Raw genomic sequence first — 19,873 nt, 5'->3', positions numbered from 1 at the left:
CATGCCTGGTTCCGTCATCGTGGCCGGCGCGCGGACCCCGATCGGCAAGCTGTCCGGCGCTCTGAAGACCTTCTCCGCCGTCGAGCTCGGCGGGCTCGCGATCAAAGCTGCCCTGGCGCGCGCGGGCATTGGCGGCGATCAGGTCAATTATGTGATCATGGGCCATGTGATCCAGGCTGGCCAGGGCCAGATCACCGCTCGGCAGGCCGCGGTCCGGGGCGGAGTCCCGATGAGCGTGCCCGCGATCACGGTGAACAAGGTCTGCCTCTCCGGCCTGGACGCGATCGCGCTGGCCGACACCTACATCGCGAGCGGTGAGTTCGACGTCGTCGTCGCCGGCGGCATGGAGTCGATGACACGCGCGCCGCACCTGCTGCCGTCCCTGCGCGAGGGCGTCCGTTACGGCAACGCCGAACTGGTGGACGCCACCGCCCACGACGCTCTGTTCTGCGCGTTCGATCAGGTGGTGATGGGGCTGGGCACCGAGCGATACAACGCGGGGCTGGGGATCGGCCGGGCCGAGCAGGACGAGTTCGCCGCCCGCTCGCACCAGCGGGCCGCCGCCGCCATCAAGAACGGCCTGTTCGATGACGAGATCGTCCCGGTCGAGGTGCCGCAGCGGCGTGGCGACCCGGTGTCCGTCGGCCAGGACGAGGGGGTCCGCGGTGACACCACCTCCGAGTCCCTGGCGAAACTGCGTCCCGCCTTCGCCGCCGACGGCACGATCACGGCTGGTTCGGCGTCACAGATCTCTGACGGCGCGGCGGCGGTCGTCGTCATGAGCCGGGCGAAGGCCGCCGAGCTCGGGCTGCCGGTGCTCGCCGAGGTCGGCCACCACGGCTTCGTCGCCGGCCCGGACACCTCGCTGCAGGTGCAGCCGGCCAACGCGATCTCGGCGGCGCTGCGCAAGGAGGGCCTGACCCCCGCGGACGTGGATCTTTATGAGATCAACGAAGCGTTCGCCGCGGTGGGCATCCAGGCCATGCGCGATCTTGGTATTGGCCCGGAGATCACCAACGTCAACGGTGGCGCGATCGCCCTCGGCCATCCGGTCGGCATGTCCGGTACCCGGATCGCCCTCACGCTCGCCCTTGAGCTGCGTCGCCGCGGCGGCGGTACCGGTGCCGCCGGCCTGTGCGGCGGCGGTGGTCAGGGAGATGCCCTCATCCTGCGCGTCCCGGCGTGATCCCGGCTTCGGCGCCAGCGGCCCCGGCCCGGCCGCGTACCGCATCCGCCGCCGATCTGGTGGATGCGGCGGTCGCCGGTAATCCGCGGGCGGTCGCGCGGTTGATCTCGTTGGTCGAGGATGCGGCCGGGCAGCTCCGGGAAATCATGGCCCTGCTCGCGCCACGAGCCGGCCACGCACAGGTGATCGGCCTTACCGGCTCCCCCGGGGTGGGCAAGTCGACCTCGACGTCCGCGCTCGTGGCCGCGTTTCGAGCGCGCGGCCTGCGGGTCGGCGTGCTGGCCATCGACCCGTCGTCGCCGTTCACCGGTGGCGCGCTGCTCGGCGACCGGGTGCGGATGCAGGAGCATGCCACCGATCCGGGGGTTTACATCCGGTCGCTGGCCTCACGGGGGCAGCTGGGCGGGCTGTCCTGGGCGACTCCACAGGCGTTGCGGGTGCTCGACGCGGCCGGTTTCGACGTGGTGCTCGTCGAGACGGTGGGGGTGGGCCAGGCCGAGGTCGACATCGCGTCGCTGGCCGACTGCACGCTGGTGCTGCTGGCGCCGGGGATGGGCGACGGCGTCCAGGCCGCGAAGGCAGGCATCCTTGAGATCGCCGACATCCTCGTGGTCAACAAGGCTGACCGCGACGGCGCGGAACACACCTACCGTGAGCTCAAGAACATGATTGCGCTTACCGGGCCCGCGGCCTCCGGACAGGAGTGGCGGCCTCCGGTCCGCAAGACCGTGGCCGCACGCGGAGAGGGCATCGCCGAGGTGGTGGCGGCGATCGCTGATCATCGTGCCTGGATGGTCGGACACGGCGTCCTTGATGCCCGCCGCCGGCGGCGGGCCGCTGACGAGATCGAGCAGATCGCGCTCACCGCCCTTCGGCAGCGCATGGGGGATCTGCGCGGCGGTGATCTGATCGATGGCCTCGCCGCGCAGGTCACCGCCGGCCGGATAGACCCCTACACGGCCGCCGACCGGGTCGTCGCCGCCCTGGGTGCGGCGACGCGCCTCGGCTGAGGGCTCAGCGCGCCGGGTCCGCGGCGGTGAGGTGACCAGCCGCGGCGATTATCGCGGCGACGTCCAGGGGCGCTCCCAGCACGGCCACGGCGCCAGCCTGCCGCAGCCGCACGAGCTCCCGCGGATCGTCGTCCATGGTGAGCACGACCGCGGGTACCCGCCCCGCCCGAGGGTCCGCCGTGAGCGTCCTGAGCAGGTCTTCGGCGCTGCTGTCCGGTAGCTCCCGGTCCAGCAGCACCAGCGCCGGCCGGGCCCGCCGGACGGCGTCGAGGGCGAGAGCGGCCCGCGGCACCGTGACGGTGTCCGCGCCGAGGGAGTTGCGCAGTACATGGGTGACCATTGTTCTGGTCGCGGGATCGCCGCTGATGTGCACGACGCGGAGATGGCCGGCGGGCCGCGACGCCGAGCCCGCTCGTGCGGCCGGGACGGCCGGCACCGGAGCGAATCCGTCGTAATCGTCGTGCCCGTGCCCGTGCCCGTGCCCATGCCCGTATTCGTACCCGTCGAAGTCGTCATCGCTGTCGAAGCGGACGTCGATGGTGTCCAGAACGACCGCGAAGACGCTGCCCACCCCGAAACGGCTTGCCGCGGTCAGGACACCACCCATCGCGGTTACCAGCGCGTGTGACAGCGCAAGGCCCAGTCCACTGCCCTCAACGCCGGTTCGTTCGGCTCCGAGGCGCTCAAACGGCCGGAACAACCGGTCCATGGCTTCGGGCGGGAGGCCGTTGCCGTCGTCCTCGACCTCAATCCGGACCCGGGCTCCGGTGACGGGAACGATACCCACCCGCAGGGTGCCGCCCTCCCGCCCGTACTTCAACGCGTTGCCGACCAGGTTGAGCAGGACCTGCCACAACCTGCGGCGGTCAGCGTCGGCGACCAGCGGCTCGGCTGGCGAGATGACACGGCGGATGCCGCGTTGTTCCGCGAGTGGTTCGACCAGTTCGACGACGCCCTGGACGATTTCCAGGACGTTGACGGGCCCCTTGTTGATGTCCCCGCGCCCGGCCCGCAGCCGGGCCAGATCCAGTACGTCGTCGATGAGGGCCTGCATGTGCCTGCCGCCGGTGATGATGCGCTCCACGTCCTCGTGCAGCTCCGCTGGCAGTGGCTCGAGCTCCAGCAGCTGGGCGAAGCCCAGCACCGCGTTGAGCGGGGTGCGCAGTTCGTGGCCGAGCCGTGCGATGAACTCGTCCGTGGCCCGGGACTCCCGTTCGGCCGCCTCCCGGGCGCGGATGTCCTCGGTGTCATTCGCGACGATCACTACTGCGCCGGACGGGTCGACCCGTACCGACACCAGATACGGCGCCACGTTGCCCGCGGCGTCAACGAGGTCGACGCTTCCGCGCCACTGCCCGGCGCGGGCCAGCGCCCGCGGCACGACGTCGCGCAGCCGGACCTGTGACGAGGGATCGACCAGGTCGGCCAGGTCCCTGAGGTGGACCGGCTCCGTGCCGGCCAGCCGTTCACCGAGAAAGGTTCTGGCCGCGACGCCGGCATCGAGCACACGACCGTCCGCGCCGACCACCACCACCAGGCTGGTCAGCGCGTCGAGGAGGGTCCGTGGAACCACCTATGCCTCGTCGCCCCGTGTTTTCCACTCCACGGCGGGCAATGGTAGGGCGTGCCGTCAGGGAGCGTTGTCCCGGGTTTGGTTGAAGCCTCGGTTGTGCCGTCCGTGGATTTATGATGTCGCGGACCGTAGCATTTTTCTGGCGGAGCGGCCAGTGGGAGATCATGGTTTCCGCGGCGTGCCCAACGCACCCGGGCGACTGGCCCTCGCGGGCCGCGTGGTAGGTGTGAGCCATGCTTGTGGCGTTCAGCGTGACACCGATCGGGACGGGTGAGGATGTCGGCGGCCTGGTCGCCGAAGCCGTGCGAGTGGTGCGTGCCAGTGGCCTGCCCAACGAGACGACCGCGATGTTCACCACGGTCGAGGGGGAGTGGGAGGAGGTCATGCCTGTCGTGCGACGAGCGGTGGACGCGGTTGCCGCCGGATCCGGCCGGGTCAGCCTCGTGCTCAAGGCCGACATCCGTCCCGGGGTCACGGACGCGCTGCGGGCGAAGGTCGCTTCGATCGAGCAGCGGCTGGCCGAGCCTGGCCCCGCCGATGCCCCGACGGGTCTCCCGCGTCCCCCGGGGGCTGCGGGAGACGCGGGCGGGCGGCGGGGAACATAGCGGCAGGGAACACGACTGCCTGTCCCAGGGTTCTTGCCTGGTCGGTGGAGCCGGTCCGGCGGGCCCGGGTCTACTCGGATCACGACATGCACGCATCGTAGGCGCCTGCCACGTAGGCCATGTCCGGTTTCGCTGTTCAGATGCAACGATGGAGTCATGCCACGGAGGTCAACCATGTCACCTGGGTCCCGTTCGTCACGATCAGTACCGCCTGGGTCGAGAAACGCAGCGGCCGGGGATCCACGGCTTCCCAGCGAGCTCGCCAGTCTGCGCTTTGCCGGCGCGGTCCCGCTCGACCCCAAACCCGCGCCGTCGCGATCCTCGGCGGGCGCCGCGAGCACCCGGCCCGGCCCGGCCCGCACCGGGTCCGCGTCCGCGGGGCAGCCCGTCGTCTTGGACGTCACCGAGGCGACGTTCGAGACCGAGGTCCTGCAACGGTCTTTGCAGACCCCGGTGGTGGTCGATTTCTGGGCGGCGTGGTGCGGCCCGTGCAAGCAGCTCAGCCCCGTACTGGAGCGGCTGGCCGAGGCCGACGGCGGGCGCTGGGTGCTCGCGAAGGTCGATGTGGACGCGAACCCACAGCTTGCCCAGGCCGCCGGCGTCCAGGGGATCCCCGCGGTCAAGGCGGTCGTCGGTGGCCGGATCATCGGTGAGTTCACCGGCGCGGTTCCCGAGCCCGAGGTCCGGGCGTGGCTTGACCAGCTGCTGGCACTGGTCGACGAGGCGGTCACGGGCCTGGCGGGCGGGCCGGCGGAGGCCGCGGCCGACGCGCACCACAGCGCCGCTGAGGAGGCGCTCGCCAAGGGCGATCTCGACGCCGCGGCCGACGCCTACCGCAGCCGGCTGGCCGAGGCCCCCGGCGACGCGGATGCGACGCTCGGGCTCGCCCGGGTCGGGCTTTTCCAGCGGGTGGCCACGATCGACGTCACCGGGTTGCGCGCCCGGCTGTCGGCCGACCCCGACGATGTCGAGGCGGCCATCATGCTGGCCGACGTCCTGGTTGCCAAGGGCGAGGTCGAAACGGGCCTGACCCGGCTTGTCGGCGTTGTCCGGCGGACCGTGGGCGACGAACGGGAACGTGCGCGAGCACATCTGGTCAGCCTGTTCGAGGCACTGGGCGATTCCGAGCCGGCCGTCGCGCCCGCGCGCCGCGCGCTGTCAGCCGCCCTCTTCTGATCATTGAGGATGTGGGCGTCGCCAGCTTCCGCCTGCCATCGGTGACAGCTCCGCCGCGTTGGGTGGCGTGGCGGAGCTGTCCGTACCCGGCCGGTCGCTTCTCCCCGGTCAGCTCTGGCCGCTCTGGCCGCTCTGGCCGTTCCGGCCGTCGCACTCGTAGGCCAGCCAGAGGGTGGCCAGCGCGGGCAGGGTCAACCGCACGGATGCGGGCTGGCCGTGATGGGCTGCGTCGATGGCGACCACCGAGCCCAGGTTCCCCAGACCGCTGCCCACGTAGTCGGTGGCGTCGGTGTTGAGGACCTCGCGCCAGCGGCCGGTGAACGGCAGGCCGAGCTGGTAGCTGGAGTGCGGCACACCCGCGAAGTTCGTGACGCAGGCGAGCACCGTACCGGCCGGCCGGCCGGCGGATGTCGAGCCGCTGCCAGCCCAGCGGAGGAATGAGAACACGTTGTTCTCGGCGTCGTTGGCGTCGATCCAGGAGAACCCCTCAGGAGAGGTGTCCTGTTCCCACAGGGCGGGTGTGGCACGGTAGATCCGGTTGAGATCGGTCACCAGCGTGGACACGCCGCGGTGACAGGCGTCATCAAGGTGCCACCAGCCCAGCGAGCGCGCCTCCGACCACTCGGCCTCCTGGGCGAACTCGCCGCCCATGAACAGCAGCTGCTTGCCTGGGTGCGCCCACATGTACCCGTAGAGCGCACGCAGGTTGGCAAGCTGCTGCCAGCGGTCACCGGGCATCTTCTGGAGCAGGGAGCCCTTCCCGTGCACCACCTCGTCGTGGCTGAGCGGCAGGACGAAGTTCTCCGAGTAGGCGTACATCATGGAGAAGGTCATCTGGTGATGGTGGTAGGCACGGAACACCGGTGCCCGCGACAGGTAGTCCAGCGTGTCGTGCATCCAGCCCATATTCCATTTGAAGCCGAAACCCAGGCCACCGAGATGGGTCGGTCGGGTGACACCGGGCCAGGCCGTCGACTCCTCGGCAATCATGATCGCGCCTGGGGCACGCCGGTAGACCGTGGCGTTGGTCTCCTGAAGGAAGGACACGGCTTCCAGATTCTCCCGGCCACCGTAGATATTGGCCACCCAGCCGTCGGCGGGCCTGGAGTAGTCGAGGTAGAGCATGGACGCGACAGCGTCGACCCGCAGCCCGTCTATGTGGAATTCCTCGAACCAGTACACGGCGTTCGCGACCAGGAAGTTGCGTACCTCGGGCCGCCCGAAGTCGAAGACGTAAGTTCCCCAGTCGGGCTGTTCGCCGCGCCGCGGATCGGGATGCTCGTACAGCGGTGTGCCGTCGAAGCGGCCCAGCGCCCAGACGTCGCGGGGGAAGTGCGCGGGAACCCAGTCCATGATGACGCCGATGCCGGCCTGGTGCAGCTGGTCGACGAGATGGCGGAAGTCGTCGGGATCACCGAAGCGCGACGTCGGGGCGTAGTAGGCGGACACCTGGTAGCCCCACGAGCCGCCGAATGGATGCTCAGCGACCGGGAGCAGCTCGACGTGGGTGAACCCCAGCTCCCGCACGTGGTCCACGAGTTCGTCGGCGAGTTCCCGGTAGGACAGTCCCTTGCGCCACGACCCCAGGTGCACCTCGTAGACTGACATCGGCGCGGCGTGCCACGGGGTCTCGCGGCGGCGCGCGAGCCATGCCTGATCGCCCCAGGTGTAGTCGGACTCGAAGACGATGCTCGCCGTGGCCGGTGGGTTCTCGGTGTGCAGCGCGAGGGGATCGGCCTTCTGCCGCCAGACACCGTCGAAACCGAGGATCTCGTACTTGTAGCGGCAGCCGCCGCCGATGCCGGGCACGAACAGCTCCCACACGCCCGCCGCCCCCAGCGAGCGCATCGGGTAGGCGCGACCGTCCCAGAAGTCGAAGTCACCCACGACCCGGACGCCCCGCGCGTTCGGCGCCCACACGGCGAAACCGACTCCGTGGATCTCACCGGTTGCGCTCGGGTAGCACCGTACCCGCGCGCCGAGCGCCTTCCAGAGCTGCTCGTGGCGGCCCTCACCGATGAGATGGCGGTCCATCTCCCCGAGCGTCGGCAGGTAGCGGTAGGGATCGTCGACGACGTGGGTGGCGTCGCAGTAGCCGACCTCGAGGCGGTAGTCGGGGACCGTGCTGGTAGGCAGCGCCACGGCGAACACCCCGCCGCTGTGCAGCCGGGCACATTCGTAGCGTTCACCTTCGGTGAGGACGGCGACGCTCACCGCGTCCGGCCGCAGCGCCCGCACGATCGTATAGTCGCCACGGGGATGGGCGCCGAGGATACTGTGTGGATCATGATGCGCGCCGCTCACGAGCCGGTCAAGATCGGCATTTTCGGCGAGCAGGGACAGGACGGGACACTCCTGCTGCTCAGCTGTTGCGACGCGCGGGGAACGGGTACTGGTGGACTCGCTATCGGAAAGATCGTGCGGGTGGTCCTGGCCAGGACCACCCGCCGCGTCGTCGGTGTCAGTCATGGACAACACGCCATCCTTAGAGGCTCCGGCAATAGGACTGTCCGGCTCGCGCCGCCCGGGCGGCGCCTCGCGTCGTTGTCGTCGGTCGACGCCCAACACAGGGCGCCTCCCTCCGCCGCCTCGCGATCCATCCGCCCGGACGCCGCTCCCTGATCGAACGTCCTGTTGCCGGGGCCTCTGGGAGGCTCCGGCAACAGGACTGTCCGGCTCGCGCCGCCCGGGCGGCGCCTCGCATCATCGCTCCCCATCCATCGCCGCGCGATGCACGGGGTACCCCGGCTCGTCGGTCGATGCCCCCAGCACCAGGGCGCCTTTCTCCGCGGCCTCGCGACGTATCCGCCTCGCGACGTATCCGCCTGGCAGCCGGCATGCCCCGACGGACCTGCCGGAGCGGTTCCGCCAATCCGGCAGGAGCCCCGACGTCCGGCGGCGGCCACCTGGTCAACGACAGTCATCCGCTCGTGCTCGTCAGCCGCTCGACCGAGCTGAGCGGAATCGGCAGCCACGACGGCCGGTGCCGTGCCTCGTAGACGACTTCGTACACGGCCTTGTCGAGCTCGAAAGCTCGCAGCAGAACGGCATCCTCACGCGGGTCGTACCCGCCGCTGCCGGCGTACCCGGCGCAGAAGGCGTCACGGTTACGCGTTGCCCATTCCTGCGCGCGGTAGCTCAGCGCGGACTCGCCCTCCCGTTCCAGCAGCATCGACTGGGCCGCATAGTCGAACGACCGGAGCATACCGGCTATATCACGATGAACGGGCTGCAGCGCCGTGCGGTCGGCAACCGGACGCGCTGGTTCTCCCTCGAAGTCGAACAGCACCCACCCCGAGTCAACCCGCAGGACCTGGCCCAGATGGTAGTCCCCGTGAATGCGTTGCAGGTTGACCGAGCGCCCGCGATGGGCGAGTTCGTCGAACGACCTGCGCAGCCCGGCTTCGAAAGATCGTAGTTCCGCCACGGCGTCGATCGCGCTGTCCAGCCGGCTGTGCATGCGTGCCGCTTCAGCCCGGACGCTCCCGGCGTCGCTGACCGCGCTGGGCAGCGTTTCCGCGAGCAGGCTGTGTACCTGCGCGGTGGCGGCGCCGAGCCGTTCGGACTCGGCCGCGAAGTCACCGCCGACCTCGTCGGCGTGCAGGTCCGCTTCGGCGTAGAGGTCACGGACGCTGGCGAGGGCGAGCCGCCAGCCCTCGGTGCCGCTACGCAGAAATTCCTGCATGAACGCGAACGTGGTGGTGACACCGTCGAGGCTGCCGTCCAGCCAGGAGACCGGACGGGCCACGTGCGGGCTGCCGGCGCCGGCGAGCATGCGGGTGATCTCCAGATCCGGGTTGCTCCCGGCCCACAGGCGTCGGAAGACCTTCAGGATGTAGGCATCACCGTAGACGATCGAGGTGTTGGACTGCTCGGCCCCCACCGAGTGGGCGGGCAAGGTAGCCAGCTCCTCCAGCGTGTACGGCACGAGATCGCCGTGTGGCTCGCGGCCCTGGATGAACGCCAGCAGGGTGGCGCTGCCGTCCGGGTCGTGCAGGCCGTCGTACACCAGCCCGTCCGCGGACTTCCCGAGCAGGAAGGTCTCATGCCCGTAGGGCGCGTCCGGTCTCGTCACCAGCGGTACCTGGTAGCGATCGATCAGGCCGTGATCGGCATAGCGGACTTCGATGACAAGATGCCGGAGCAGCGCGGACAGCCGCACATCCTGGATGATGCGCAGACCGCCCCAGGCCCGCCCCTTGCCGGCGAACCAGCGCTGCCGTGGCAGCCAGGAGGTCAGCAGGTCGACCAGGTCAGAATCGTCGCCCGCCATCATCGCTCTCCCGTGCGTCATCGCCGGCCCCCGCGGAGCGGCCAGAGCCCGCGGAGCCACCGGCCGCGCACAAGGAACAGATCGCGCGCCCGGAGCTCCGGCGGACATCCATTTTGTCGACCTTACGTGCTGGTCCGTCAGGGGGTGAATGCCCCCGGCTGGGTGAGCGCGAACCAGTAATGCCCGTGTCCGGGCAAGGTCAGCAGATACGGCAGCTCGCCGATCGGCGGGAAGCGCACGCCGCCCAGCAACTCGACGGGAACCAGCCCGATGAACCTGCGCAGATCAAGTTCGACTGGCTGCGCGAAACGAGAGAGGTTGGCCACGCACAGCACCCGGTCGTCGCCGAACTCCCGCACAAAGGCAAAGACGGACGGATTGGACGCGGGTAGCTCCTCATAGCTGCCGAGGCCGAAGACGGGATGCCTCTTCCGCACTTCGATCATGCGCCGTGTCCAGGAGAGAAAGGACGTCGGCATCCGCTGCTCGGCCTCGACGTTGAGCGCCTGGTAGCCGTAGACCGGATCCATGATGGGCGGCAGGTAGAGCCGGGCCGGATCGCCGGTCGAAAAACCGGCGTTGCGGTCCGGTGACCACTGCATCGGAGTCCGGACACCATCGCGGTCGCCCAGGTAGATGTTGTCGCCCATGCCGATCTCGTCGCCGTAGTAGATGACAGGCGAGCCCGGCAGCGACAGCAACAGCGCGGTGAAGAGCTCCATCTGGTCACGGCTGTTGTCCAGCAGCGGCGCGAGCCGCCGGCGTATCCCGATGTTCGCCTTCATACGCGGGTCCTTCGCGTACTCGGCGTACATGTAGTCGCGTTCCTCGTCGGTGACCATTTCCAGGGTCAGCTCGTCGTGGTTGCGCAGGAATATCCCCCACTGGCAGTTCGGCGGGATCTCCGGCGTCTGCGCGAGGATTTCTGAAATCGGATAGCGGGATTCCCGGCGGACTGCCATGAAGATACGCGGCATCAATGGGAAGTGGAATGCCATGTGGCACTCGTCGTCGTTGCCGAAGTACTCGACCACGTCCGAGGGCCACTGGTTCGCCTCGGCCAGCAGGACCCGGTCGGCATATTTCGCGTCCACCTCCTTGCGGATCCGCCGCAGATACTCATGAGTATCGGGGAGGTTTTCGCCGTTCGTCCCCTCTCGCACGTAGAGGTAGGGGACCGCGTCCAGGCGGAATCCATCGATCCCGAGATCCAGCCAGAACCGGAGGACCTCGAGCATCGCCTCCTGGACGTCCGGGTTGTCATAGTTCAGATCGGGTTGGTGGGAGAAGAAGCGGTGCCAGTAGTACTGCCCGCGCACCGGGTCCCAGGTCCAGTTCGATTTCTCCGTGTCGACGAAGATTATCCGTGCGTCCGGGAACTTCTCGTCCGTGTCCGACCATACGTAGAAGTTGCCGTAGGGACCGTCCGGGTCAGCGCGGGAGGACTGGAACCAGGGGTGCTGATCGGAGGTGTGGTTCATGACCAGGTCCGCGATGATCCTGATGCCGCGCCGGTGGGCCTCGTCCACCAGCGTGACGAAGTCCCCGAGGTCGCCGAATTCCGGCAGGATGCGGAAATAGTCGGCGATGTCGTAGCCGCCGTCCCGCAGCGGTGAGTCGTAGATCGGCAACAGCCACAGGCAGTCGACCCCGAGCCAGCTCAGATAGTCGAGTTTGCCGGTGACCCCGCGAAGGTCGCCGGTGCCGTCGCCGTTGGAATCGGCAAAACCACGGATGAGGACCTCGTAGAACACCGCCCGCTTGAACCACAGCGGGTCGCGGGAAAGCTCCTCGGCGCGGCTGCTCGAAGCCGTGCCGCCAGCGGTTGCGCTGCCGGCACGGGAGCCGTTGTCATTCATCCTCAGCGCCGGATGATGAAGATATGGGCTGGTTCCGTCGCCGGATCCAGTCGGACGTAGTTCTCGTGCCCCCACCTGTAGTTCGCCCCGCTGATCTCGTCGTGAATATCGAATGTGTCCCACCACTCGAGGCCGAGGGCGGGCATGTCGAGACGAACGGTCGTCTCCCGGGCGTTATGGGCGTCAAGGTTGACGACGATCAGGACGCGATCGTCGTCCGGTGCCTGCCCGGTCCGCTTGGAAAAGACCATGATTTCGTCGCCGTCCGCGTGGTGAAAGCGGAGGTTGCGCAGCCAGTGCATGGCCGGATGTTCCTGCCGTATCCGGTTCAGCATGGTCAGATATGGTGCTAGTGAACGTCGGGCGGCTTCGGCGCCGGCCCAGTCCCGAGGTCGGTACTGATATTTCTCGGAGTGCAGGTAGTCTTCGCTGCCGGCCCGGAGGGGAATGTTCTCGAAGAGTTCGTACCCAGCGTAGACCCCCCACGCCGGGGAAAGCATCGAAGCCAGCACCGCGCGAATCTTGAAAGCTGCCTCACCGCCGTCCTGTAGATACCCCGGAAGAATGTCGGGGGTGTTGACGAAGAAATTTGGCCGCATGTAGTGCGCGGTCGCCAGCAGTTCCCGCCCATAGGCCTCCAGCTCAGCCTTTGTGTTGCGCCAGGTGAAGTAGGTGTAGGACTGGGTGAAGCCCACCTTGGCAAGCGCCCGCATCATGTGCGGCCGGGTGAACGCCTCAGACAGGAACAGCACGTCCGGTTCGGTCGACTTCACTTCGGCTATGAGCCACTCCCAGAACTGGACCGGCTTCGTGTGGGGATTGTCGACCCGGAATATCCGCACGCCGTGCGAGGCCCAGTACCTGACCACACGAAGCACCTCGTGGTAAAGCCCGACCGGATCGTTGTCGAAGTTGAGCGGGTAGATGTCCTGGTATTTTTTCGGCGGATTCTCCGCATAGGCGATGGAGCCGTCGCTCTTCATGGTGAACCATTCCGGGTGCTGCTTCGCCCACGGGTGGTCCGGTGCGCACTGCAGGGCGAGGTCGAGAGCGATCTCCATACCCAGTGCCCGGGTCTGGGCGACGAACTCGTCGAAGTCCTCGATCGTGCCCAGTGCCGGGTGGACGGCATCGTGGCCACCGCTCTCGCTGCCGATCGCCCAGGGTGAACCGGGATCGTCGGGACCCGCGACGAGAGTGTTGTCCGGACCCTTGCGGTTGACCTCCCCGATGGGATGAATCGGCGGCAGGTAGACCACGTCGAAGCCCATCGCGGCGACGGCGGGCAGCCGCCGCGCCGCGGTCGCGAAGGTTCCTGAGCGTGGTGGATCCAGACTCGCCCCTTCGGAGCGCGGAAAGAACTCGTACCAGCTTCCGAACAGCGCTCGGGGACGGTCCACCCAGACCCGGTAGAACGGTGAACGGGTGACGAGCTCCCGCAGCGGGCACCGGTCAAGCAGGGCGACCAGCGCCGGGTCGCATGCCGCGGCTATCCGCTCACGTGGGTGGGTGAGAGCATCATCACGTAACGCGTTGACAGCTCGCTGGATGTCCGCGCGGCGGCCTTCGGGGACCCCCGGCAGCGCGCGGAGCAACAGCCGGGCCCCGTCTTCGAAGTCGACCGCCAGCTCGTCCAGGCTCTGGCCAGCGGCCGTTTTGATCTCAACGGCATGCCGCCAGGTCGCCACGGGGTCAGCCCACGCCTCGATCCGAAAGCCCCACAGGCCTTCTGAATCAACCTGTACCTCGGCCTCGTAGCGGTCGGTTCCCGCGTCGACCGGCCGCATCCGCGTGAACGGGGTGCCGCGGCCATCCGGACCTGACAGCGCCACGTTGGCACCGATCAGATCGTGCCCATCCCGAAACACCGTCGCGGTGACGGTGAGGATCTCACCCTCTACCGCCCGCGACGGCCACTGTCCACACGATACGGCGGGGCTGATGTCAGAGATGACAACCCGGCCTATTGAGCGTCCGATCATCGCCGCGACCTTATCGAGGGGAACCACCTCTAGATACTCCGCCTCTTTTGTACCGGCTGGTGGCACCCCAACGTGAACAGCATGGGGCCACTGGGTGGGGTTGTGTTGGTGATACGGAGGCGGTCCGCCGGGCGAGGAGGATGTCGGCATCGGATCGAAGTCTCCATGTTGATGAGCGTTCCGGGTAGGCCTGTTGCCATGGGTGAACCGGCTCACCGTCGGTTTCCGGTCGGAGATACCCCCGCCGGCCATGCTCACGCGGGGGCGGGCTGCGGGGCGGCGCGACGGGGCCACGGCGTCCGGGTGTGCTCAGCTGTCTGGTGGGGAACCCTCGCGTGGTCCCGTTCGTCCCGGAGAAGACGGGCCCCGGTGACCCCATGTCGCCGTGAGCATGCGTGATCGAGTCCAGTAGGCTGCGTCGCGCTCGGTGCGGGGGACGACCAGGGCGCTGGAAGACCCGCGGCACAAGGACAGCCCCGATCGCAATGACAGCAGGAGGAGCAGTGGGAGTCAGCCTCAGCAAGGGCGGGAACGTTTCGCTGACCAAGGAGGCGCCGGGCCTCGCCAACATCGTCGTCGGCCTCGGCTGGGACGCGCGGAGCACCACGGGCGCAGATTTTGATCTTGACGCGAGCGCGATCGCGTGCCGGGCCGATGGCAGGGTGCTGTCGGACGGCCACTTCGTCTTCTTCAACAACCTCAAGAGCCCGGACGGCGCCATTGAGCACCAAGGCGACAACCTGACTGGTGAGGGGGAGGGCGACGACGAAGCAATTAACGTGAATCTCGTCAGCCTGCCAACAGAGATCGACAAGGTAGTGTTCCCGGTTTCGATCTACGATGCGGATTCGCGTCAGCAGAACTTCGGCCAGGTACGCAACGCGTTCATCAGGATCGTGAACGGTGCGGGGGGCGCCGAGATCGCACGTTACGACCTCACCGAGGACGCCTCCACCGAGACTGCCATGGTCTTTGGTGAAGTTTACCGGCACGGTTCGGAGTGGAAGTTCCGGGCGGTCGGTCAGGGCTACGCCACCGGACTTGCCGGCATCGCTCGGGACTACGGCGTGAACGTCTGATCTTCCCGCTGCCTCCGGCGCGGCCCCATCCCTGTTCCCAGTCCTGGCCCTGCTGTAGATGATCTTACCGCGGTGCTGGTTCGGGCCGTTACGATGCCTGGGTCGGGCCGTTCATCGGCCGGGTAGGCCACGTGTACGTGATCACGACGCTGGGTGGCGGGCGAAGCCGTCCCACCCGGAGTTCGTCATGGCGGACCTGTCGGAATGCCCTGTGGTCCGACGGGTCCGCCGGGGCCTTCGTGCTCGCGTGCCCGCCGGCCCTGACAGCTGCCACCTGAACCTGCGGTTGACGTGATGCCTCGACGCTCCGGACCGGGGTCGAGGCGCGGTGGTGCTCCCGGCGCCGCGCCAGACCCGGTCCGGGGGGAGGTATCTGTCCGCGTGCACACCTTGCGCATTTTTGGTTGGTCACTGACGGTTACGGTAGTTGGTGTCGCTCTGGCGGGAGTGATCGGGGGCCCGCAGACCGCCGCGCTCGTCGCGATCCTCGCCGTACTCGAGATAAGCCTGTCCTTCGACAATGCTGTGATCAACGCGACGATCCTGCGCCGGATGAACGATTTCTGGCAGAAGATCTTCCTGACTGTCGGTGTTCTGATCGCGGTCTTCGGGATGCGCCTGCTGTTCCCGATCGTCATCGTCGCCGTCACCGCTCATCTGGGCCCGCTCGAGGTCTTCGACCTCGCGCTGAACAACCCGGACGAGTACGCGGCGCGGCTGGGGGACGCGCATCCCTCGATCGCCGCCTTCGGCGGGATCTTCCTCTTTATGATTTTTCTGGATTTCATGTTCGACCCCGAACGTGACATCCAGTGGCTGCGCTGGCTTGAGGAACCGTTGCGCAAGGCCGGCCGTCTCGACGTCCTGTCGGTCGTGGTCGCGCTTGTCGCGCTGCTCGTCGTGGCTGAGGTGTTCGCCGATCACGCGACCCAGCAGGTGCTGACGGCCGGTGTCGCGGGGCTTGCGACCTATCTGGGGGTGCGCGGCCTCGGTGAGTTCTTCGAGGCGCGTGGGGTGGGTGAGGAGCCGGACGAGGACGAGGACGAGGACAAGGCGGGTACCGGGTCGGCCGGTGCCCCGAACGGGGTGGTGCTGGCCGGCGGGAAGGCCGCCTTCTTCCTGTTCCTCTATCTGGAGGTGCTGGACGCCTCCTTCTCCTTCGACGGTGTGGTGGGTGCCTTCGCGATCACCCAGGAGATCTTCATTATCGCGGCCGGGCTTGGTATCGGCGCCATGTACATCCGTTCGCTCACCGTGTATCTGGTCCGCAAAGGCACCCTGCAGGAGTACGTGTACCTGGAGCACGGTGCCCACTACGCCATCGGCGCGCTGGCGGTGATCCTCGCTGTCAGCATCGAGACCGAGGTTCCTGAGATCATCACTGGTCTTGTCGGCGTCGGGTTCATCGCCATCGCGTTGGCGTCGTCCGTCCGCAACCGCAACCGCAACCGTGACAGGCAGCGGGCCAGCGGTGCCGGGGGACCTGACAGCGACCAGGACGAACGGCCGGGCAAGGTGGTGACGGCCCGCTCATAGCGTCCCAGGTCGATGACGCGAGGCGCCGTCCGGGCGGCGGCGACCACTAAGCTTATGTCACGACCACCGCAAGGGAGCGGGTTATGCCTATCGACTACAGCAAGCGGTCTGGCGGCCAGGAACCCAGCCCAGGGCGGGTGTCGCTGAGCAAGGTGACGTTGACCAAGAACACGCCTTCGGTCTCCCTGAGCAAGCAGGGCGGAGGTGATCGGCTACATGTCAACCTCAACTGGACAACCCAGGCAGGCGCGGCCACCGGGGGCCGGGGCGGCTTCCTCAAGCGCGTCCTCGGCGCTGTCTCCGGTGGCATCGACCTCGACCTGGCTTGTCTTTATGAGCTCTCCGACGGCCGTAAGGGCGTGGTGCAGGCGTTGGGTGACAGCTTCGGATCCTTTGCGGCGCCGCCGTACATCCAGCTTGACGCCGACGACCGGACCGGGGCTTCTAGCGGCGGGGAGAACCTGTTCGTCAACCTCGCCCGGGTGGGGGAGATCCACCGTTTGCTGGTCTTTGCCTTCATCTATTCCGGTGTCCCCAACTTCGACCAGGCGAACGCCGTGGTGACGCTGACCCCGGCCAACGGCGCGCCGATCGAGGTACGGCTGGACGAGCGGGCGGGCAACGCCAGGATGTGCGCGATCGCTCTGCTGACCAACTCCAGCGGTAACGACCTCGTGGTGAACCGGGAGGTCCGTTATGTCAGCGGTCATCAGGATCTTGATCGAGCGTATGGATGGGGTCTGAACTGGGCCCCGGGACGCAAGTAGGCGGCGGCGCGCGATCATGAACCGTTCGGTGACGCCCTCTGCTGGGGATGACGGTAGGTACTCGATGTTCCGGCCACGCCAGGAGCCGGTGGCCGACGCGCCGCCCTGGTACCCGTTGGAGCCGCCGCCGTCCGGCAGCGGCCATTCGTCCACGGACGAAGCCGGCAGCGGGCCGGAGGATAGCGTGGCTGCTGAGGACGCCGCGGCCGTGGCGGGGGACGTGCCGGAAGAGGACGCGCCGCCCGCCCGCCCGCCCGCGGACGGCGTCCAGGGGAGCATGGATGGGGATACCGCTGTGGATGTCTCCCGCCGGGCTGGCCCTGCCGGGCTGGCCCGGCCGGCGCAGGCGCGGCCGCCTGCTGGGACCGACAGGCCCGACGAGCCCGACGCGACCGGAGATCCGGCCGGCCGGCGACCGTCGGGCGCGGGCGCTGTGCCGGTTGCGCTGGAGCCGGCAGAACCGGAGCCGGCACAGCTGGCAGAACCGGAGCCGGCACAGCTGGAACCAACGCAGCTGGAGCCAGCTGCGTTGGAGTGTTCTGATCCTGACAGCGGGGAGGCTCACGATGAGCCGGTCGCCGATATTGATCTTTCAATGTTGTCGGCAAGAGTCGCGGACCTGGCGGGCCTCACCGCCGTGAGCGCCGCGGCAACCGTGCGGCTGGACGAGCTCCACCAGCGGGTCGAGGAACTGGCCAGGCTCCGGCGCCACGATGCGGATCTGGTGGATCGCCTGCACGCCGAGAACACCCGGCTCCGGGCAGGCGAGCTGGCTGAGGCGATGGCGCCCCTGCTGCGCGGGCTGATGCGGCTGCACGACCAGATGACCAGCCTCGGCGCGGATGACGGCCAAAGCGTTGCGGGCATCCTGCGCAAACAGCTGCTGCAGGTGATGGACCTCGCCGCGGATGTCCGCCCGTATACCGCCGTGGTGGGAATGCCCTTCGATCCGGCCCGGCACACCGGGATGCGCCGGGTCGGCGTCGACGACCCCGGCCGCGATCGGACGATCGCCCGCACGCTCAAGCCCGGATTCGTCCGCGGTGAGTCGACGGTGGTGCGACCAGCCGAGGTGGAGGTTTTTCGGGCACACTGAAACCCGGCGGCGGTTTGTTGGAGGGACCTTATGGCGCGAACAAAGGTGTTCGGAATCGACCTGGGAACGACGTACTCGTGTATCGCCCAGGTGGACGAGTACGGGCGCCCTGACGTGATCCGCAACATCGAGTCGCAGCCGACGACGCCATCGGTGGTGCTGTTCGACGGATCGGCGGGCGGCGGCGTCACTTTTGTCGTCGGTACACAGGCGAAGCGGCAGTCGCGGATTCGCCCGGACGATGTGGCGAGCCTGGTCAAACGGCACATGGGTGAGGCCGACTGGCGGTTTGTCGTGCAGGGTGAGGAGTACAGCGCGCCAGCCGTGTCGAGCCTCATCCTCAAGGCGCTCGCCGCTGATGCCGAGCGGGCAACCGGAACCGCGGTGACGGACGTGGTCATCACCGTCCCGGCCTACTTCGGGGACGAGGAACGCAAGGCGACGAAGCTCGCCGGTGAGCTCGCCGGGCTGAACGTGCTGGACATCATCAATGAGCCCACGGCCGCCGCCTTCGCGTACGGGTTCGCCCAGGACGGTGTGGCGGACACGACCGTGCTTGTTTACGATCTCGGCGGTGGCACTTTCGACACCACCGTCATCCGCCTGTCGAAGAACGCGATCACAGTCGTGGCCACCGATGGTGACCACGAGCTCGGCGGTGCCGACTGGGACGCGGAGCTGGTGCGCTTCTTGGCCCAGAAGTTCACCGAGGCGCAGCCTGACGCCGGTGACCCGCTCGACGACGTCTACGACGAACAGGAACTGCTGACCTCGGCGGAGGACGCGAAGCTGGCTTTGTCCGGTCGTGACAGCGTTGACGTGCTGGTGGTTCACGGTGGCCGGCGGGCGAGCGTGACCGTGACCCGGACGGATTTTGAGGAGATCACCGCTGCCTTGTTGCAGCGGACGCTCGACCTCACCGGATCGGTGCTCGCCAGGGCCAGGGAGCGCGGGGTCGACAAGGTGGACATCTGCCTGCTCGTCGGCGGCATGAGCAAGAGCCCGGCGGTCGCCCACAAGATTGCGGACAGCTTCGGTCTGACCCCACGTCTGGTCGATCCCGATCTTGCTGTAGCCAAGGGGGCCGCGGTGTTCGGGCAGAAGAAGGAGCTGGAGCGGTACGTCCTGGACGACCTGGTCGCCCAGGGCAGGCTCGCCGCCGGAGCGAGCCTGGACGCGGCGGCGCCGGCCGACGTCCAACGCTCGGTGTCGGGCGCGGCGGGTGATTTCGGGCTGACGACCACCGCGGTCGTGGACCTGGTCAAGACGAAAGTCACCAATGTGACCTCCCGCGGTTTCGGGATCTTCGCGGAGGACCGCGGCAAGGCGGTCGCGGCGTTTCTTGCGCATCGCAACGATCCGCTGCCGATCGAAGTCACCCAGACCTTCTACACGATCTCCGATGATCAGACGGAGGTCGATATCCGCGTGTTCGAGCAGGGGACGAGCGCTGAGTCGGCCATCCTCCAGGACAACAAGGTGATCGTCGAAGGTGCTATCGCGGGGATTCCCGGGGGCCATCCCCGCGGCACCCCCGTAGATGTCACCTTTCTCATGCGCCCGGACCAGACGATCGTCGTCACCGCCACACATCCCGGCGTGACCGGGCCGCTTGTTCTGCAGGTCACCGCGGGTGTGGGCAGCGAGGTAATGCGGGACGAGGAGACAAAGAAGATCACGTTGCTCAAGCAGCGGGACTGATGTCGCTGGAGCGGTCTCCGGCGGCGCGCG

At 68.0% G+C, this 19,873-nt stretch carries 14 protein-coding genes; 9 read left to right on the top strand and 5 right to left on the bottom strand.

Annotated elements, in window-relative coordinates; translation table 11 throughout:
• The first annotated feature begins 1 nt into the window (after position 1).
• On the top strand, positions 2 to 1,186 hold the full coding sequence (locus MJ777_RS03950; protein ID WP_239308559.1) for an acetyl-CoA C-acetyltransferase: 1,185 nt from the start codon (positions 2 to 4) through the stop codon (positions 1,184 to 1,186).
• On the top strand, positions 1,183 to 2,196 hold the full coding sequence (gene meaB / locus MJ777_RS03945; RefSeq protein WP_239373224.1) for a methylmalonyl Co-A mutase-associated GTPase MeaB: 1,014 nt from the start codon (positions 1,183 to 1,185) through the stop codon (positions 2,194 to 2,196). Before MJ777_RS03950 ends, meaB begins: the two co-directional genes overlap by 4 nt.
• A gap of 4 nt (positions 2,197 to 2,200) precedes the next feature.
• On the opposite strand, the gene MJ777_RS03940 is transcribed toward meaB, so the two are convergent.
• A complete protein-coding gene (locus tag MJ777_RS03940; protein WP_239373222.1) occupies positions 2,201 to 3,769 on the bottom strand; it encodes a hybrid sensor histidine kinase/response regulator in 1,569 nt (522 codons plus the stop codon).
• 233 nt (positions 3,770 to 4,002) lie between these two features.
• On the opposite strand from MJ777_RS03940, the gene MJ777_RS03935 reads away from it, so the two are divergent.
• Together MJ777_RS03935 and MJ777_RS03930 are read left to right on the top strand one after the other, a co-directional pair.
• Positions 4,003 to 4,374: a thiamine-binding protein gene (locus MJ777_RS03935; protein ID WP_239308562.1), complete on the top strand. Its 372-nt coding sequence runs from the start codon at positions 4,003 to 4,005 to the stop codon at positions 4,372 to 4,374.
• Between the two features lie 174 nt (positions 4,375 to 4,548).
• Entirely contained in the window at positions 4,549 to 5,550 is a 1,002-nt protein-coding gene (locus MJ777_RS03930; RefSeq protein ID WP_239308563.1) for a tetratricopeptide repeat protein, read from the top strand.
• Between the two features lie 108 nt (positions 5,551 to 5,658).
• Here the strand turns inward: MJ777_RS03930 and glgB are convergent, their stop codons facing one another.
• The 4 genes from glgB to MJ777_RS03910 all read right to left on the bottom strand — a co-directional run bounded on the left by glgB (position 5,659) and on the right by MJ777_RS03910 (position 13,664).
• A complete protein-coding gene (glgB, locus tag MJ777_RS03925; RefSeq protein WP_239373220.1) occupies positions 5,659 to 8,019 on the bottom strand; it encodes a 1,4-alpha-glucan branching protein GlgB in 2,361 nt (786 codons plus the stop codon).
• 451 nt (positions 8,020 to 8,470) lie between these two features.
• A complete protein-coding gene (locus MJ777_RS03920; protein WP_370652638.1) occupies positions 8,471 to 9,823 on the bottom strand; it encodes a phosphotransferase in 1,353 nt (450 codons plus the stop codon).
• 137 nt (positions 9,824 to 9,960) lie between these two features.
• Entirely contained in the window at positions 9,961 to 11,682 is a 1,722-nt protein-coding gene (gene treS / locus MJ777_RS03915; RefSeq protein ID WP_239311756.1) for a maltose alpha-D-glucosyltransferase, read from the bottom strand.
• 2 nt (positions 11,683 to 11,684) lie between these two features.
• A complete protein-coding gene (locus tag MJ777_RS03910) occupies positions 11,685 to 13,664 on the bottom strand; it encodes an alpha-1,4-glucan--maltose-1-phosphate maltosyltransferase (RefSeq protein ID WP_239373263.1) in 1,980 nt (659 codons plus the stop codon).
• A 503-nt stretch (positions 13,665 to 14,167) separates the two neighbouring features.
• Between MJ777_RS03910 and MJ777_RS03905 the strand changes: the two genes are divergently transcribed.
• From MJ777_RS03905 to MJ777_RS03885, 5 genes are all read left to right on the top strand, one after another.
• Complete coding sequence (locus tag MJ777_RS03905; RefSeq protein WP_239311758.1) at positions 14,168 to 14,743, top strand: TerD family protein; 576 nt, start codon at positions 14,168 to 14,170, stop codon at positions 14,741 to 14,743.
• Between the two features lie 381 nt (positions 14,744 to 15,124).
• On the top strand, positions 15,125 to 16,279 hold the full coding sequence (locus MJ777_RS03900; RefSeq protein ID WP_239373216.1) for a DUF475 domain-containing protein: 1,155 nt from the start codon (positions 15,125 to 15,127) through the stop codon (positions 16,277 to 16,279).
• Between the two features lie 83 nt (positions 16,280 to 16,362).
• The gene (locus MJ777_RS03895) at positions 16,363 to 17,046 is read left to right on the top strand and encodes a Tellurium resistance (protein WP_239311762.1); all 684 of its coding nucleotides are present in this window, start codon (positions 16,363 to 16,365) and stop codon (positions 17,044 to 17,046) included.
• Positions 17,047 to 17,230: 184 nt separating this feature from the next.
• Complete coding sequence (locus MJ777_RS03890) at positions 17,231 to 18,142, top strand: nucleotide exchange factor GrpE (RefSeq protein ID WP_239311764.1); 912 nt, start codon at positions 17,231 to 17,233, stop codon at positions 18,140 to 18,142.
• A gap of 30 nt (positions 18,143 to 18,172) precedes the next feature.
• Positions 18,173 to 19,843: an Hsp70 family protein gene (locus MJ777_RS03885; protein ID WP_239347896.1), complete on the top strand. Its 1,671-nt coding sequence runs from the start codon at positions 18,173 to 18,175 to the stop codon at positions 19,841 to 19,843.
• The last annotated feature ends 30 nt before the right edge of the window (positions 19,844 to 19,873 follow it).

Origin of the sequence: Protofrankia sp. Cj5, from assembly GCF_917627405.1 — a bacterium.
Lineage (GTDB): Bacteria > Actinomycetota > Actinomycetes > Frankiales > Frankiaceae > Protofrankia.
The sequence above is the reverse complement of the archived record's forward strand: the minus strand, read 5'-3'. Positions and strand labels throughout refer to the sequence as shown.